We start from the raw sequence: 15,978 nt of genomic DNA on the forward strand, positions 1-15,978 counted from the left end.
GCGCCGAAACCGGATCGAGACTAGAGCTCTCCGGCGTCGATCGCGTCTTTGACTTCCTGCGCGTGGGCGACCTGAGCCGCGGTGTAGCCGATGAACAGTGCGACGGCGCCCACGATCACCGCGACGGCGGCGACCCACAACAGGCCGTAGGTGTAGCCCTGGTCCAGGGCGTGCAGCTGCGCGTCGTTCATCTTCTTGACCGGGCCGGTGGTGCCGCCCAGGTAGAGCGTGCGCGAGGTGATCACAGCCTGGATCACGGCCAGCACCACGGGTCCGCCGAGGTTCTGCAGCATCAGCGCGATCGCGGTGACCGGGCCGATCTGATCGAAGCCGACGCCGGCGATCGCCGAGACGGTCAGCGGGACCACGATCATGCCGATACCGAAGCCACCGACGGTGATCGGGATGACGAGGTTCGGGAAGTACGGGATGCCGCCGTTGAGCGTGGAGCCGTAGAGCATCGCGGCCAGCACCAGGACGCCGCCGGCGATCACCAGCACCCGCGGCGGGAAGTACGACACCAACTGCGACGACGCGCCCAGACCGATGCCCAGCGCGATCACGAACGGGATGAAGCCGATCCCGGCCTTCAGCGCGCTGTAGCCCATGATGTCCTGCACGTACAGGCCGATCAGCACGGTCAGGGTGAACATCACGCCGCCGGCCAGGAACACGGCGGCGAAGGTGGCCAGCCGGTTGCGGTCGCGGAACAGGCTGAACGGGACAACCGGGTTGACGGCACGGCGCTCGACGAAGACGAACGCGACGAAGGCGATCACAGCCGCCGCGCCCGCCGCCAGGATTATCGGAGACGACCAGCCGTTCTCGGGAGCTGACGCGAACCCGAACACCGCGGCGGTGCAGCCGATGGTGGCCAGCAGTGCGCCGGCGGCGTCCATCTTCATCCGCTCGCGGTGGGTTTCCCGCAGGGTGTTGCGCGCCAGGTAGATCATCAGCAGGCCGATCGGCACGTTGACCAGGAACGCGAAGCGCCAGGACACCTCGACCAGTGCGCCGCCGACCACCAGGCCCATCACCGAGCCGATGCCGGTCATCGCGGCGAACACCGCAGTCGCGGCATTACGTGCCGGCCCCTTGGGGAATGTGGTGGCCACCAGCGCCAGGCCGGTGGGTGAGGCGATCGCCGCGCCGACGCCTTGCAGCAGGCGCGCGATCACCAAAGTTGCTTCGTCCCAAGCGATACCGCACAGCACCGAGGCGATCGTGAACAGCGCGACGCCGGCGATGAAGGTCCGCTTGCGGCCGATGGTGTCACCGAGGCGGCCACCGAGCAGCATCAGTCCGCCGAAGGTCAGCACGTAGGCGGTGATCACCCAGCTGCGGCCCGCATCGGACAGCGCCAGCTCGTCCTGGATCTTGGGCAGAGCCACGATCGCGACGGTGCTGTCCATGGTGGCCAGCAGCTGCATCCCGCCGATGGCGGTCACCGCGGCGAAGAAGCGGCCCGACGGGAGCCAGGCCGGGTACTTGCGCGTGCGCTCCAGAGAGGTCGGCTCGACGCGCATCGGAACAGCGCGCTCGGAGCTGTTGGCGGTCGCCCGCGCAGCGTCGTTGAGAGCCGTCATAGCGGCCAACCCTACAGGAATCTTAAGAAGAGTTTAAGCCGCGAAGGCTGCCACGGGACCGATCACGATGATCGCCGGGGGCCTTATGTTGTCCTCGCGAATCCGCTCGGGTGCCGCACTCAAAGTGGTCCGGACAATCCGTTCGGCGGCCGTGGTGCCGTGTTGCACCACGAGTACCGGCGTTTCCGCAGGTCGGCCGCCCGCAATCAGTGCCTGGGCAAACAATTCGATGCGTTCGACCGCCATCAGCAGAACTAGCGTCCCAGTCAATTTCGCCAGCGCATTCCAATTCACTAACGATTCCGGATGGTCGGGGGCCAAATGGCCGCTGACCACGACAAATTCATGGTTGACGGCCCGATGGGTGACCGGCACCCCGGCCATTGCGGGCACCGATATGGCACTGGTCACACCCGGCACGACTGTGACCGGGATCCCGGCCTCGGCGCAGGCGATGACTTCCTCATATCCGCGGGCGAACACGAACGGATCCCCGCCCTTGAGACGCACCACGAAGCGCCCTTCCCGGGCCCGTTCTATAAGAACGTTGTTTATGGCTTCCTGGGCCATCGCCCGGCCATACGGGATCTTGGCGGCGTCGATCACCTCGACGTGCGGCCCGAGTTCGGCGAGCAGCTCCGGCGGCGCCAGCCGGTCGGCGACCACCACGTCGGCGCGGGCCAGCAGGCGCCTGCCGCGCACGGTGATCAGCTCGGGGTCACCGGGCCCGCCGCCGACCAGGGCAACGCTGCCGGGTACCGCGTCACTGGTGTCGGCCGCGATGAGGCCCTGCTGGAACGCCTCGTGGATTGCCGAGCGGATGGCCGCCGAACGGCGATGTTCGCCGCCGGCCAGCACCCCGACCACCAGTCCGTCGTGGTCGAACGACGCCGGGGTGACTGCGGAGCCCTCCACCGCGATGTCGGCGCGCACGCAGAAGATCTGGCGGCGGTCGGCCTCGGCGACGACGGCGGCGTTGACGGCCGGGTCGTCGGTGGCGGCGATCGCGTACCAGGCGCCGTCGAGGTCGCCGTCGCGATAGTCGCGCAGGGCCAGGGTGATGCCGGGCGAGGTCGTGGACAGGACTTCCACCGCCGGGGTCGCGGCCCGCGCGATCACGTGCACGTCGGCGTCACTCCCGATGAGCAGCGGCAGTCGTCGTTGGGCGACGGTGCCGCCGCCGATCACGACGACCTTCTTCCCGGCCAGTCGTAAGCCGACGAGGTACGCGTTCTCGGTCACCGGGCGAGCTTAAAGCGTGCCGACGTGCTCAGGCTGAGCGGTCGTCGCCACCGCCCTTCTCGGGCGTTCTTCGGTTGAGACCTGCTAATGCGGTGTCAACTTCAGTTCCCGCGTCATTCAGGCTGGTTTCACCGGCACGCGCAAGGTGCAGGTCAGTACCGTCCCGTCGGCGGGCATTGGTAGCTCGGCCTCGTTGCTTCGAGGTCCGAGGATCTGGTGATATACGGTCTTCGCTCCAGCGAGCCAGATTCACGGCCGCATTGGTGTCCCGGTCCGCCAGATAGCCGCAACCGCACGCGAACACTCGATCGGCGAGCGTTAGACCACAATCAATAACACCGCACTGTGGACAAAGCTTGCTCGACGGGAACCAGCGATCAGCCACGACGAGTTCGCCACCACGCCAGGCCTGCTTATACGTCAACATACGGGCGAACGCGGCCCAACCGGCATCTGAAATCGCTTTGGCGAGACGGCGGTTCGCAAGCATCCCCGACACGTTCAGGTCTTCAACAACGAGCCGGTCGTGCGTCTTGACGAGCGAGTTGGAAACCTGGTGCAGGAAATGTCGGCGCACATTAGCGACGTGCAGATGGTGACGGGCGAGCCTAGCTGAAGTCGTTCTTCGGTTACGCGATCCTTTCTTCTTGCGCGACAACGATTTCGCCAACCGGCGCTGTTTCGACATCCCGGTGGCCAAAGCTTTGGGGGGCGCGTCGATCCGGTCGACTTCCTTGCCGTCTGCAGTGGCGGCGACCAAGAATACCGAGAGACCACGGTCGATGCCGACCCAACCACCGTGCCGGTTAGGCTCGACGCGGGGCTGATGCTGGCGAGCCGAATGAAACTCCGCCGCAACGACATTGAGCGATACCCACCACCGACCACCGCGACGGCTGACAGTCGCGGACAAGATTCGGGCTCGGTGCTTGGCAAGCATTCGCCGCAGCGGTCGGGTGTCGTCATGCACCCTGAGCTGCCCAATGCCGGGTAAACGAACGGAACGCACTCGATTCTCGTCGCCCAAGCGGATAAGGGAAGGCATGCCTTTGCGGTGATTGTTGCGCAGCCGAAACGTCGGCGCCGCAGCTGACTTCTTCTTGAACCGCGGAAAGCCAATTCGTCTGCCTCGTCGCTGACCGCCTCGCGAATTCGACCAGGCGCTCAGTGCTCTGCCGAGGTCTACGGCAGCTTCCTCAAACACCTGTTGGCATACGTCAGATCGCCATGCCAAGCCCGTCACAATCGTGTCGACGACACCCCTTGAGTCGACGGCAAAGACCCGCCCAGCGCCTTCAGTCTTCTTCCAACGGTTGAACAAGTTGATCAAATCGAAGGCAGTCCAGGGCACGTCAACGGAGGCATCGACGTTGCGTTTGTCGAGTGCGCATTTGACTAGCCGAAGGCACTGGTTATAGGCAAACCGGGCTGCGCCAGCGTGACGAGCAAGTGCCGCCTCCTGCTCCGCTGTCGGGTCGAGGCAAAACTTGAACGTCGTGTGCCGAGTCATGTCACCGAGAGCGTCTCACGATGCACCGACAACAATTGGTGGCAGCGCAACCGACATTCGAAGTCCAGCCAAGGTCGCAGTCAATCACGTTTGGTGATCAATTGCCGCCTCGATTGCGACCAATCCCATCAGCCACCGAACCACCTACCCGATGGGTTGACATCCGGCGGCATGTTCGACAAACCGTGCGACGGACTGCGGCTGCGCGGCGGAATGGGTGTGCAGATACGAGGCGTGCACCCCCGCGCACACCGCACCCTCGGTCACCGGGTGGCCGTCGTGTGCCCGGAACCCCCAGGCCGGATCAACTTTCACACTGAATTCGGCTGTGGTGCGGTGGAATTCGTGGCCGACGACCCGCTCCCCCGCCGCGTGCAGCGACGACTCGGACAGCGCGACGGCCTCCCGGTAGCCCAGCGTCAGCCGTTGGGTGAACCGGGCCGAGCCGGTCAGCACCCCGCACATCGGGTGCCCGTCCAGATTGTCCATCAGATAGGCCAGGCCGCCACATTCGGCGTGTACGGGCGCGTGGCGAGCCAACTCGCGGATCTGGTTGCGCAGTTCAGCATTGGCCGACAGGTCGGCGAGGTGTTGTTCGGGGAAGCCGCCCGGCAGCACCAGCGCCGCCGTCTGTGCGGGCAGTGACTGCGTCAACGGATCGAATTCGACGACGTCGGCGCCGGCGGCGCGCAGCAGCTCGGGGTGTTCGGCGTAGCCGAAGCTGAACGCCTTGCCTGCGGCGACGGCCACCACCGGTCGTGTCTCGGCGGGTTGCCCGACGACGTCCTCGGGCGACCAGGGCGCCGCGGTGACCCGGGAGCCGCCGAGTGCGACGACGGCGGGCAGGTCGACATGGCGGGCGACGAGCGCGGTCATCGCGGCGACCGCTGCCGTGGCCTGCTCGCCGTGTTCGACGGCGGTGACCAGGCCCAGATGCCGCGAGGGCACCGACAATTCGTCGTGGCGTGGAATCGCGCCGAGCACCGGCACTCCGGCCGCCTCGCAGGCTTGGCGCAGGATCTGCTCGTGGCGGGCGGTGCCCACCCGGTTGAGGATCACCCCGGCGATGTGGACGCCCGGGTGGAATGTCGAAAATCCTTGCAGCACAGCGGCGATACTGTGGCTCTGGCCACGCGCATCGACCACCAGCAGTACCGGGGCGCCGAGAATTTCGGCCACATGCGCAGTCGATCCGCGGGCCGGGGTGACGATGTGCTCGTCGATACGGCCGTCGAAAAGCCCCATCACACCTTCGATCACGGCGATGTCGGCGTCGCGGGTGCCGTGCCGGTACAGCGGGCCGATCAGCTCCTCGGGCACCAGGACCGGGTCGAGGTTGCGGCCCGGCCGGCCGGCGGCCAGCCCATGGTAGCCGGGGTCGATGAAGTCCGGGCCGACCTTGAACGGCGCGACCCGATGCCCGGCGGACCGCAGCGCGCCGATCAAACCCGTTGCCACAGTGGTCTTTCCGCTCCCCGATGCGGGAGCGGCGATCACGACGGCGGGGATGGACACCATGCTTACCACTCGATACCGCGCTGGCCCTTGCGGCCGGCGTCCATCGGGTGTTTCACCTTCGTCATCTCGGTCACCAGGTCGGCAGCGTCGATCAGGCGTTGCGGCGCATCGCGTCCGGTGATCACCACGTGCTGACCGCCCGGGCGCGCCAGCAGCGTCTCGACCACCTGATCGACGTCGACCCACCCCCATTTGAGCGGGTAGGTGAATTCGTCGAGGACGTAGAAGTCGTGCCGCTGATCAGCCAGCCTGCCTGCGATTTCGGTCCAGCCCTCGGCCGCGGCTACGGCGTGGTCGTCGTCCGAACCCGCCTTGCGGGTCCACGACCAGCCCGAGCCCATCTTGTGCCACTCCACCGCGCCGCCGATGCCCTGCTCGGCGTTGAGCCGGCCCAGCGCGGCGAACGCCGACTCCTCGCCGACCTTCCACTTGGCGCTCTTGACGAACTGGAAGACCGCCACGCTCATCCCGGCGTTCCACGCCCGCAAGGCCATTCCGAAGGCCGCGGTCGACTTGCCCTTGCCGGGCCCGGTGTGGACGGCGAGAACGGGGGTGTTGCGACGGGCCCGGGTGGTCAGGCCGTCATCGGGCACGGCAACGGGCTGACCCTGCGGCATGGACGGTCCCCTTCTGCTTCAGGCAGCGCGGCGCACGGCCTGTGCCAGATAGTCTGCGCGCAGCTGCTCCAGTTGCAGCAGCTGGGCTTCCAGATGCTCGGCCAGATCGGCGGCCAATCCCAGCCGGACGTACGACGTCTCGCAATCCACCACCACCGCGGACGCACCCTCGGCCACCAGGCGACGCGCCGCGGAACGGCTGCGGCCCAACGGATCCGGACCGCCGGTGGCCCGGCCGTCAGTGAGCACCACCACCAGTGGACGACGGGTGCGATCACGCACCCGCTCACGCACCACGATGTCTCGGGCGGCCAGTAGGCCCTGCGCCAACGGCGTGGTGCCACCGGTGTCGAACCGGGTCAGCCGCCGCGAGGCGATATGCGCAGACGTCGTCGGCGGCAACAGGACGCGGGCGCCGTCGGCACGGAAGGTGATGACAGCGACCTTGTCGCGACGCTGGTAGGCATCACGCAACAACGACAGCGCCGCCCCCGACACCGCGGACATCCGGTCGCGCGCGGCCATCGACCCCGACGCGTCGACCACGAAAATCACCAGGTTGCCTTCGCGGCCCACCCGCACCGCACGACGGATGTCCTCGGGCTGCGGACGCAGCCGGCCGTTGCCCGCGGCGCCCAGCACTGTGGCGAACAGATGCAGCCCGTGGCCCTGTCCGGGGTCGTCGGTAGCGGTGACGACCGCCCCGGATCGGTTGCGCGCCCGCGAGCGGCGCCCGGGGTTACCCTCCCCCACCCCGGGCACGGTCAGCGCACGGGTGCGGAACGTCGCTGCGGGCGGAGCGGCCGGCTTCGGTGCCGACGATGACGAATTCCCTTGCGGCGCAGATGGACTTGACGAACCATCGACCGACTGCCCGCCGCCCGGCGGGTCGGGATCGGGGTCGGGCTCCGAGCCGCCGTCAGTCGACGCCAGCGCCTCGTCGAGCTGCGCGGGATCAAGCCCGGGATCGTCGAACGGGTCGCGCCGGCGCCGGTGCGGCAGGGCCAGTTCAGCGGCCACCCGAATGTCCTCGGCCGCCACGGTTTGCGCCCCGCGCCACGCCGCATGCGCCACCGCGGTGCGCGCCACCACCAGATCGGCGCGCATCCCGTCGACGTCGAACGCCGCGCACAGCGCCGCGATCCGGTTCAGTTCGGCGTCGGGCAACACCACGTCGGCGACCCGGTCGCGGGCGTCGGCGATGCGGCGAGCGAGGTCACTGTCGACAGCGGCGTGCCGCGCGGCGAACCCGACCGGGTCGGCCTCGTAGGCCAGCCGCTGGCGGATCACCTCACTGCGTACCGCCACATCGCGGGAGGCATGCACGTCGACGGTCAGCCCGAACCGGTCCAGTAGCTGCGGACGCAGTTCGCCCTCTTCGGGATTCATGGTGCCGATCAACACGAAGCGCGCCTCGTGGGAGTGCGAGATGCCGTCGCGCTCGATGTGCACCCGGCCCATCGCGGCGGCGTCGAGCATGATGTCGACGAGGTGGTCGTGCAGCAGGTTGACCTCGTCGACGTACAGCACGCCACCGTGCGCGCGGGCCAGCAGGCCGGGCGAGAACGCATGCTCGCCGTCGCGCAGCACCTTCTGCAGGTCCAGTGAGCCGACCACCCGGTCCTCAGTCGCCCCGATCGGCAACTCCACCAGCCGCGACTCGGAGTCGACCTCGGCCAGCACCGCGGCCAGTGCCCGCACGGCCGTCGACTTCGCGGTGCCCTTCTCGCCGCGGATCAGCACGCCGCCGATTTCGGGGCGCACCGCGCACAGGATCAGTGCCAGTCGCAGCTGGTCGTGCCCGACGATCGCGCTGAACGGAAAAGCGGGCGCGCTCAAGGCTGTTCGACTTCGCTGGCACCCGTACGCCGCACCATCGGCACGTGCGGGATACCGTCTTCGACGAATTCGGCTCCGGCAGCGACGAAGCCGTGCCGGGCATACATGTCGGCCAGGTAGGTCTGGGCATCGATCCGGCACACGTAGTCGCCGACTTCGGCGATGGCCGCCTGCAACAACCGCGTCGTGTGGCCATGCCCACGAGCCGCTTTCTGTGTGCAGACCCGGCCGATACGGAACGTCTTCTCCCCGCCGGCGTGCTCCTCCATCAACCGCAGCGTGGCGATCACGGTGCCGTCGGGCTGTTCCAGCCAGAAGTGCCGCGTCTCGGCGAGGAGGTCACGGCCGTCGAGCTCCGGATACGGGCACGCCTGCTCGACGACGAACACCTCGACCCGCAGCTTCAGCAGCTCGTAGAGCGTGGCCGCGTCGAGATCCTTGGCCCAGAAGCGGCGCAGGGCGACCGTCACACCACCCCCGCGGGTTCCGGGCTCCCGGAACCCGACGTGACCGGCGCGGTGTCGGCCCCGGCAGCCAGCGCAGCGCGGCCGGCGTCGGTCCGGCTCTCCAGCCCGAGGACCTTGGTGCCGTGCGACCACACCTCGGCGAACAGCTCCGGATTCTCCGAGAGCTTGACGCCCAGCGACGGCACCATCTCCTTGAGCTTGGGCAGCCAGCCCTGGTAGCGGTCGGCGAAGCAGCGCTCGAGGACCTCGATCATCGCCGGCACGGCGGTGGAGGCACCCGGGGAGGCACCGAGCAGACCGGCGATCGAACCGTCGGCGGCGGCCAGCACCGTGGTGCCGAACTCGAGCACACCGAGCTTCTTGGCATCGCGGCGGATCACCTGGACACGCTGGCCGGCGATATCGATCTCCCAGTCGGAATCCTGTGCGGTGGGCGCGAATTGGCGCAGATCGTTCACCCGGTCGGCTTCGCTGAGGGCAAGCTGGCTGATGAGGTACTTCAGCAGACCCATCTCGGTCAGCCCGACGCCGATCATCGAGGCGAGGTTGTTGGGTTTGACCGACAGCGGCAGGTCGGTGACCTTGCCTTCCTTGAGGAACTTCGGCGACCAGCCGGCGAACGGGCCGAACAGCAGCCACGAACGCCCGTTGATGACGCGGGTGTCCAGGTGCGGCACCGACATGGGCGGGGCGCCCAGCGGGGGCGCGCCGTAGACCTTGGCCTGGTGCGCGGCCGCCAGCTCGGGGTTGCCGGTGCGCAGCCACTGGCCGCTGACCGGGAAGCCGCCGAAGCCCTTGGCCTCGGGGATACCGGCCTTCTGCAGCAGCGGCAGCGCACCGCCACCGGCACCGACGAACACGAACTTGGCCGACAGCTTGCGCTTCTGTCCGGTGCGCCGGTTGTGGATCTTGACCGTCCAGCCGCCGTCGGATTCCTTGTGCAGGTCGAGCACGTCGTGGCCGAACAGCGTGGTCATACCGCGCTGGGTGCCGTAGCCGAGTAGCTGGCGGGTCAGTGACCCGAAGTCGACGTCGGTGCCGTCCTCGGTCCAGTTCAGCGCCACCGGCTGGGAGAAGTCGCGACCCTTGGCCATCAGCGGCAGGCGGCGGGTGAACTCGTCGCGGTCGTCGATGAATTCCATCGTGGCGAACAGCGGGTTGCGCACCAGGGTGTCGCGGCGGCGGCGCAGGTAATCGATGTTCTCAGCGCCCTGCACGAAACTGACGTGCGGGATGGGGTTCAGGAAGCTGCGGACGTCGGGCAGGATGCCGTTTTCGTGTGCGTAGCTCCAGAACTGGCGGGTGACCTGGAACTGTTCGTTGACATTGATGGCCTTGGCGATGTCGATGGTGCCGTCGGCCTTCTCCGGCGTGTAGTTCAGTTCGCACAGCGCCGAGTGCCCGGTGCCTGCGTTGTTCCACGGATCGGAGCTCTCGGCAGCGGCCGCGTCGAGGCGCTCGACAAGCGTGATCGACCAGTCGGGTTGGACCAGCCGCAGCAACGCCCCCAGCGTCGCACTCATGATTCCCGCGCCAACCAGCACCACGTCGGTCTTGGTCGTATCAGACACCGCTTTGTCGTCCTTTACTCGTGACAGCTGTTCAGACAGTCAGGTTATCCCGCCCGATACCCACTTATTCTTCAGAGTCGCCAGCACCACACCCCGATGTAGCCAGCGCCACACCCGGCTAGGGTATGGCGTGTGACGGCAGCTCGGGCCGAATGGGCCGACGATGTCCTTACCGGCTACCAACAGGCCACCATGGCGTTGGGGCCGGATCCCGATGGTGAAGGCGATCTGTTCGCCACTCTGGTGCGCCGCGCCGAGGGCACTCCGGCCGCGCACACCGTCCTGGCGGTGCACGGATTCACCGACTATTTCTTCAATACCGACCTCGCCGATCACTTCGCGGCGGCCGGGTTCCGGTTCTACGCGCTGGACCAACACAAGTGCGGCCGATCGTGGCGGGAGGGTCAAACCCCGCACTTCACCACCGACCTGGCGCGGTACGACCGTGAGCTGGAGCGCGCGGTGGCGGTCATCGCCACCGAGAACCCCGGCACCACGATCCTGGTGTACGGGCATTCGGCCGGCGGGCTGATCGTGTCGCTGTGGCTGAACCGGGTGCGTCGCCGCAACGCGACGGCCGCGCTGTCACTGGGCGGGCTGGTGCTCAACAGCCCGTGGCTGGACTTGCACGGACCGGCAATCCTGCGGACCAGGCTGACGTCGACGGCGATCGGCGCGATGTCGCGGGTGCGCAAGACCAGGGTGGTGCGCGGCACCAGCAAGGGCGGCTACGGACTGACGCTGCACCGCGACTACCACGGCGAGTTCGACTACAACCTGGTGTGGAAGCCGCTCGGCGGCTTCCCGGTGACCTTCGGCTGGATCCACGCCATCCGCCGCGGCCACGCCACCCTGCACCGCGGTCTGGATGTCGGTGTGCCCAACCTGATCCTGCGTTCGGATCACAGCGTGACCGAGAGCGCCGACGCGGCCGGCATGCAGCGCGGTGACGCCGTGCTCGACGTCACCCAGATCGCGCGCTGGGCCGGCTGTATCGGCAACCGCACCACCATCGTTCCGGTCCGGGACGCCAAACACGACGTGTTCCTGTCGTTGGAGGGCCCTCGGTCGGAGTCCTATCGCGAATTGGACACCTGGCTGGATTTCTATCGTGCGCATCTGGGGTCGGCCTCGTCGGCCGCGGGTCGCGGTTAAGGGGATTTTGTTGCAGCACTTCGATATTGCGATCATCGGCACCGGCTCGGGCAATTCGATTCTGGACGAGCGCTACGCAGGCAAGAAGGTGGCGATCTGTGAGCGGGGCGTGTTCGGCGGCACCTGTTTGAACGTGGGATGCATCCCCACCAAGATGTTCGTCTACGCCGCCGAGGTGGCCCAGACCGTGCGCGAATCGGCGCGCTACGGCGTCGACGCACACATCGACGGGGTGCGGTGGAACGATATCGTCTCGCGGGTTTTCGGCCGCATCGATCCGCTGGCAATCGGCGGCGAGCACTACCGGCGGTCGTCGCCGAATGTGACTGTCTACGACAGCCATACCCGCTTCACCGGCCGCAGCGAGGCCGGCTATCAGCTGCGTACCGAGGCCGGCGACGAGCTCACCGCCGAGCAGGTGGTGATCGCCGCGGGCGCACGGGCGATGATCCCCGAGGCGATCGCGGGTTGTGGCGTACAGGTCCACACCAGTGACACGATCATGCGCATCCCCGAGTTGCCCGAGCATCTGGTGATCATCGGTGGCGGATTCGTCGCCGCCGAGTTCGCGCACGTGTTCTCCGCGTTGGGATCTCGGGTAACCATCGTCATCCGCGGCGGCGGCATGCTGTCACACTGCGACGACACGATCTGCGAGCGGTTCACCGACATCGCCGCCAAGAAGTGGGAAATTCGCAGCCACCGCAACATGATCGGCGCACACCACGAGGGATCGCAGGTGGTCGTCGAACTCGATGACGGTTCGTCGGTCTCGGCCGACACCGTGCTGGTGGCCACCGGCCGGATTCCCAACGGCGATCTGATGGACCTGGATCTGGCCGGCGTCGAGATGGACGAGAACGGCCTGGTCGTGGTCGACGAGTTCCAGCGGACCACCGCGCGCAACATTTTCGCACTCGGTGACGTCTCGTCGTCCTATCAGCTCAAGCACGTCGCCAACCACGAGGCCCGGGTGGTCCGAAACAACCTGCTGCAGGACTGGGACGACACCGACTATCTGATGCCCTCGGATCACCGCTTCGTGCCGTCGGCGGTGTTCACCGATCCGCAGATCGCCTGCGTCGGACTGACCGAAAACGAGGCTCGCGCAGCCGGTTACGACATCAAGGTCAAGGTGCAGGACTACGCCGACGTGGCCTACGGCTGGGCGATGGAAGACACCACCGGCATCGCGAAGATCATCGTCGAGGCGGACACCGGAAAGATCCTGGGCGCGCACATCATGGGCCACCAGGCGTCGTCGCTGATTCAGCCGCTGATCCAGGCGATGAGTTTCGGGCTGGCCGGCCAGGACATGGCCCGCGGCCAGTACTGGATCCATCCGGCTTTGCCCGAGCTGATCGAGAACGCACTGCTGGCGTTGTGCGGTGAGCCGCGCTGGCCACCGTCCCGGCGACATTGACGGTTAGCGCGCGGGAACGACGAAGCCCCAGGGCAATTCGAGCCGGTGTGCGGCCAGCAGATCACTGTCGGAGAGCACCGCGGTGACGGTGTCGTCGGCCACCACCACGCCGGCGTCCAAGACGATGGCCCGGTCGCACAGCTGGGCCGCATATGGCAGATCGTGGGTGACGATCACCATCGTGGCCGACAACGTCGCCAGCGTCTGCGCCAGTTCGCGGCGCGCCACCGGATCGAGGTTGGCCGACGGTTCGTCGAGCACCAGAATTTCCGGCTCGCAGGCCAATACGGTGGCCAGCGCCGCGCGCCTGCGCTGACCGCCGGACAGGTGCGCGGGACTGCGGTCGGCATGCTCCGTCATCGACACCACGTCCAGCGCGGCGGCCACCCTGGCAGCCAGCTCGTCGCCGGTCACGCCGAAGTTGGCCGGGCCGAATGCGACGTCCTGGGCCACCGTCGGCATGAACAGCTGGTCGTCGGGATCCTGGAACACCAGCCCGACCCGGCGCCGGATATCGCGAAGGGTCTTGCGGGTCAACGGGATTCCACTGATCTCGACCGCACCCGACGTCGCGGTCAGAACACCGTTGAGGTGCAGCATGAGCGTGGTCTTGCCCGCCCCGTTGGGCCCGAGGATGGCCACCCGCTCACCGGGGGCGATGGACAGATCGACGCCGTCGAGCGCACTGCGGCCGTCGGGATAGCGGTAGCGCAGGCCCTCGACGCGGATCGCCGGCGCGGTCATCGCAGCACCCACGCGCAGGCCGCCACCGTGGCCGCCGCCACCGCAGGCATCAGCGCGTACACCCACTGCGCGCCCGACGCACGTGGCCCGGCACCGACGATCGCCAGCTCGGGAACCTTGCCGTCGAAGCCGCGCGACGTCATCGCCAGGTAGACGCGTTCACCGCGCTCATAGGACCGAAGGAACAGGGCACCAACACCTTTGGCGGTCGCGCCGATCTGGTGGATGGCGCGCGGGGAATCGCCGCGGGAGATCCGCGCCATCCGCATCCGGCTCACTTCGGCCGACAGCAGGTCGATGTAGCGGATCATCAGCACCAGCATCGAGGTCACCAGGCCCGGCATCCCGAGCCGGCTCAGCGCCAGCGGCAGTTCGCGCGCCGACGTCGTCGCGGCGACGGTCAGCGAGGCGGCCACGCCCAGCGTGCCCTTGACGACGATCCCCCACGCGGCCCACAGCCCGGTCACCGACAGCTGCAGGCCCGCGACCTGAACGCGCGCACCGCCCTCGGCGAACGGCAGCAGTACGGCCAGCACGATGAACGGCGCTTCGATGAGCATCCGCGGCAGAATCCAGCGCAGCGGGATAGCCGCCACTCGCCATACCACCAGCACAATCACGGTGTAGACCGCGAACGGCCAGATCATTTCGCGCGGGGTGGCCACCACCGCGAGGACGAAGAGCACCAGACCGGCGATCTTGACCTCCGCCGGCGCGCGGTGCACCACCGATTCGCCGTCCCGATACAACGGGTGGGAATGTCCGGCGCCCATCTCAGCCCTTGGTGCGACGGGTGCGCGCGATCAACCAGAACGCGCCGAAGGCGATGGCCAGCACGACGACGGCGCCGATGATGCCGGCCGGCCCGTTGGTCGCGGGGTGCCCGAAGATCGTGTAGTCGGCCAAGGGCGAGGTCGACATGGCGTGCTGGGTCGCGTGCTGGGCGATGCAGCTGCCGGTCAGCTCTTCGCCGTGCGCGGTCTGCACCACCTGGCAGCCCTGCAACGTCGCCGAGTCCAAGCCGTCCGGGCTCGAACTGGCGAAATAGGACACCACGCCGGCGATCAGCAGGATCGCGATGCCGAAGGCCGCCCAGAACTGCCAGCGCCGGGTCACCGTCTGCGCGCTCATGCCGCCACCGCCTCGCGGTCGCGGCGCAGCAGGTATACGAGGTCGGGACGGGACCGGGCGACGGCCATCACGGTCACTGCGGTGATCACGCCCTCCCCGATTCCGATGAGCACGTGTGTGCCAAGCATGTAGGCCGCCACGGTACTCAGCGACGTCGACGCGGCGCCGCCGATCGCATATTCGACGACGAATCCCATTGAGGCACAGACGGTTCCGATCAGCGCCGCCAGGAAGCCAACGACCCCCAGCGCCGGCACCGATCCGGCGCGACGCCGTCGCACCACGGAGTACAGGACCAGGGCGGCCGAATAACCCGCGGTCACGCCGATCAGCGCCATGTTGGTGATGTTCATGCCGAGCGCGGTGACCCCGCCGTCGGCGAACAACAGCGACTGGACGACCAGCACGATCGTGATGCACAGCACGCCGGTGAAGGGGCCGACCAGGATCGCGGCGAGCGCGCCGCCCAGAAGGTGGCCACTGACCCCGGGAAGGATCGGGAAGTTGATCATCTGGACCGCGAAGATGAACGCAGCAACCAGGCCGGCCAGCGGGACCGTGCGCTCGTCGAGTTCGGTACGCGCCCGCCAGCCGCAAAACGCCACAACGGCGATCGCCAGAATCCCGAAGACCACCGAGGTGGGTGCGTTGACCAGGCCGTCACTCATGTGCATGGCCGTGATCTGGACGCTCGACATGCCTCGAACCCTAGGCGCGCAGGCGACATCTGTCTACCTGTACAGATATTCGAATGAACCGACCAGCTCACTCCGTGTGGGCGGCACCGATCCAGTGCAGAAGGTCGTGCACGGTGTGGTCCTCGAGGCGGTAGCTGGCCTGCCGGCCCACCCGCGTCGAGGTCACCCAGCCCTGCTGACGGAGCACCCGCAGGGCCTGGGAGACAGCGTTTTCGGAGCGGCCGACGGCCGCGGCGAGGTCCCCGACGCAGATACCGGGCGCCCGGTGCAGGCCGAGCAGGATCTCCAGCCGGTGCGGGTCGGACAGCAGGTCGAAGCGCTGGGTCCAGCCGTGGATGTCGACATCGGCCAGCGCGGAGGAGGCAAGCACGACCTTGCCCTCGTCTCCCGGCCCGTCCATGACTAGGAATCTAGCCCAGGACCGACATTGAGCTCGGGACGCTGGAACAATCCGGGCCGCGTACGCGACTATTGCAC

The 15,978-nt window shown here is 67.7% G+C and carries 15 protein-coding genes; 2 read left to right on the top strand and 13 right to left on the bottom strand.

The window, feature by feature from the left end; translation table 11 throughout:
- Positions 1 to 20: 20 nt before the first annotated feature.
- The 8 genes from EV580_RS03650 to mqo all read right to left on the bottom strand — a co-directional run bounded on the left by EV580_RS03650 (position 21) and on the right by mqo (position 10,350).
- Positions 21 to 1,586 (bottom strand): MFS transporter, encoded by a 1,566-nt coding sequence (locus EV580_RS03650; protein WP_133689762.1) that lies wholly within the window; start codon positions 1,584 to 1,586, stop codon positions 21 to 23.
- Between the two features lie 33 nt (positions 1,587 to 1,619).
- Positions 1,620 to 2,828: a uroporphyrinogen-III C-methyltransferase gene (gene cobA, locus EV580_RS03655; protein ID WP_133689763.1), complete on the bottom strand. Its 1,209-nt coding sequence runs from the start codon at positions 2,826 to 2,828 to the stop codon at positions 1,620 to 1,622.
- A 28-nt stretch (positions 2,829 to 2,856) separates the two neighbouring features.
- Complete coding sequence (locus tag EV580_RS03660; RefSeq protein WP_133689764.1) at positions 2,857 to 4,338, bottom strand: RNA-guided endonuclease InsQ/TnpB family protein; 1,482 nt, start codon at positions 4,336 to 4,338, stop codon at positions 2,857 to 2,859.
- 144 nt (positions 4,339 to 4,482) lie between these two features.
- On the bottom strand, positions 4,483 to 5,853 hold the full coding sequence (locus EV580_RS03665) for a cobyrinic acid a,c-diamide synthase CobB (protein ID WP_502703917.1): 1,371 nt from the start codon (positions 5,851 to 5,853) through the stop codon (positions 4,483 to 4,485).
- A gap of 5 nt (positions 5,854 to 5,858) precedes the next feature.
- Positions 5,859 to 6,473, bottom strand: coding sequence for a cob(I)yrinic acid a,c-diamide adenosyltransferase (gene cobO / locus EV580_RS03670; RefSeq protein WP_133689766.1), 615 nt, complete (start codon positions 6,471 to 6,473; stop codon positions 5,859 to 5,861).
- A gap of 18 nt (positions 6,474 to 6,491) precedes the next feature.
- Positions 6,492 to 8,312, bottom strand: coding sequence for a magnesium chelatase subunit D family protein (locus EV580_RS03675; protein ID WP_133689767.1), 1,821 nt, complete (start codon positions 8,310 to 8,312; stop codon positions 6,492 to 6,494).
- Entirely contained in the window at positions 8,309 to 8,782 is a 474-nt protein-coding gene (locus EV580_RS03680; RefSeq protein WP_133689768.1) for a GNAT family N-acetyltransferase, read from the bottom strand. Before EV580_RS03680 ends, EV580_RS03675 begins: the two co-directional genes overlap by 4 nt.
- Positions 8,779 to 10,350: a malate dehydrogenase (quinone) gene (mqo, locus tag EV580_RS03685; protein WP_133689769.1), complete on the bottom strand. Its 1,572-nt coding sequence runs from the start codon at positions 10,348 to 10,350 to the stop codon at positions 8,779 to 8,781. Before mqo ends, EV580_RS03680 begins: the two co-directional genes overlap by 4 nt.
- Before the next feature lie 192 nt (positions 10,351 to 10,542).
- On the opposite strand from mqo, the gene EV580_RS03690 reads away from it, so the two are divergent.
- Positions 10,543 to 11,505 (top strand): alpha/beta hydrolase, encoded by a 963-nt coding sequence (locus tag EV580_RS03690; RefSeq protein WP_133691019.1) that lies wholly within the window; start codon positions 10,543 to 10,545, stop codon positions 11,503 to 11,505.
- A gap of 10 nt (positions 11,506 to 11,515) precedes the next feature.
- Positions 11,516 to 12,928 carry a mycothione reductase gene (gene mtr / locus EV580_RS03695; protein WP_133689770.1) on the top strand — a complete coding sequence of 471 codons (1,413 nt, stop codon included), beginning with the start codon at positions 11,516 to 11,518 and terminating at the stop codon, positions 12,926 to 12,928.
- 3 nt (positions 12,929 to 12,931) lie between these two features.
- On the opposite strand, the gene EV580_RS03700 is transcribed toward mtr, so the two are convergent.
- The 5 genes from EV580_RS03700 to EV580_RS03720 form a co-directional block, all read right to left on the bottom strand.
- Positions 12,932 to 13,672 (bottom strand): energy-coupling factor ABC transporter ATP-binding protein, encoded by a 741-nt coding sequence (locus EV580_RS03700; RefSeq protein ID WP_133689771.1) that lies wholly within the window; start codon positions 13,670 to 13,672, stop codon positions 12,932 to 12,934.
- Complete coding sequence (gene cbiQ / locus EV580_RS03705) at positions 13,669 to 14,445, bottom strand: cobalt ECF transporter T component CbiQ (RefSeq protein WP_133689772.1); 777 nt, start codon at positions 14,443 to 14,445, stop codon at positions 13,669 to 13,671. Before cbiQ ends, EV580_RS03700 begins: the two co-directional genes overlap by 4 nt.
- Position 14,446: 1 nt before the next feature.
- On the bottom strand, positions 14,447 to 14,803 hold the full coding sequence (locus EV580_RS03710) for a PDGLE domain-containing protein (RefSeq protein ID WP_133689773.1): 357 nt from the start codon (positions 14,801 to 14,803) through the stop codon (positions 14,447 to 14,449).
- On the bottom strand, positions 14,800 to 15,501 hold the full coding sequence (locus EV580_RS03715; RefSeq protein ID WP_255525461.1) for an energy-coupling factor ABC transporter permease: 702 nt from the start codon (positions 15,499 to 15,501) through the stop codon (positions 14,800 to 14,802). The genes EV580_RS03710 and EV580_RS03715 overlap by 4 nt, the downstream gene beginning before the upstream one ends.
- 67 nt (positions 15,502 to 15,568) lie before the next feature.
- Positions 15,569 to 15,901, bottom strand: coding sequence for an ArsR/SmtB family transcription factor (locus tag EV580_RS03720; RefSeq protein WP_133689774.1), 333 nt, complete (start codon positions 15,899 to 15,901; stop codon positions 15,569 to 15,571).
- Between the last annotated feature and the right edge of the window lie 77 nt (positions 15,902 to 15,978).

The sequence above is a fragment of the Mycobacterium sp. BK086 genome (assembly GCA_004362315.1).
GTDB lineage: Bacteria > Actinomycetota > Actinomycetes > Mycobacteriales > Mycobacteriaceae > Mycobacterium.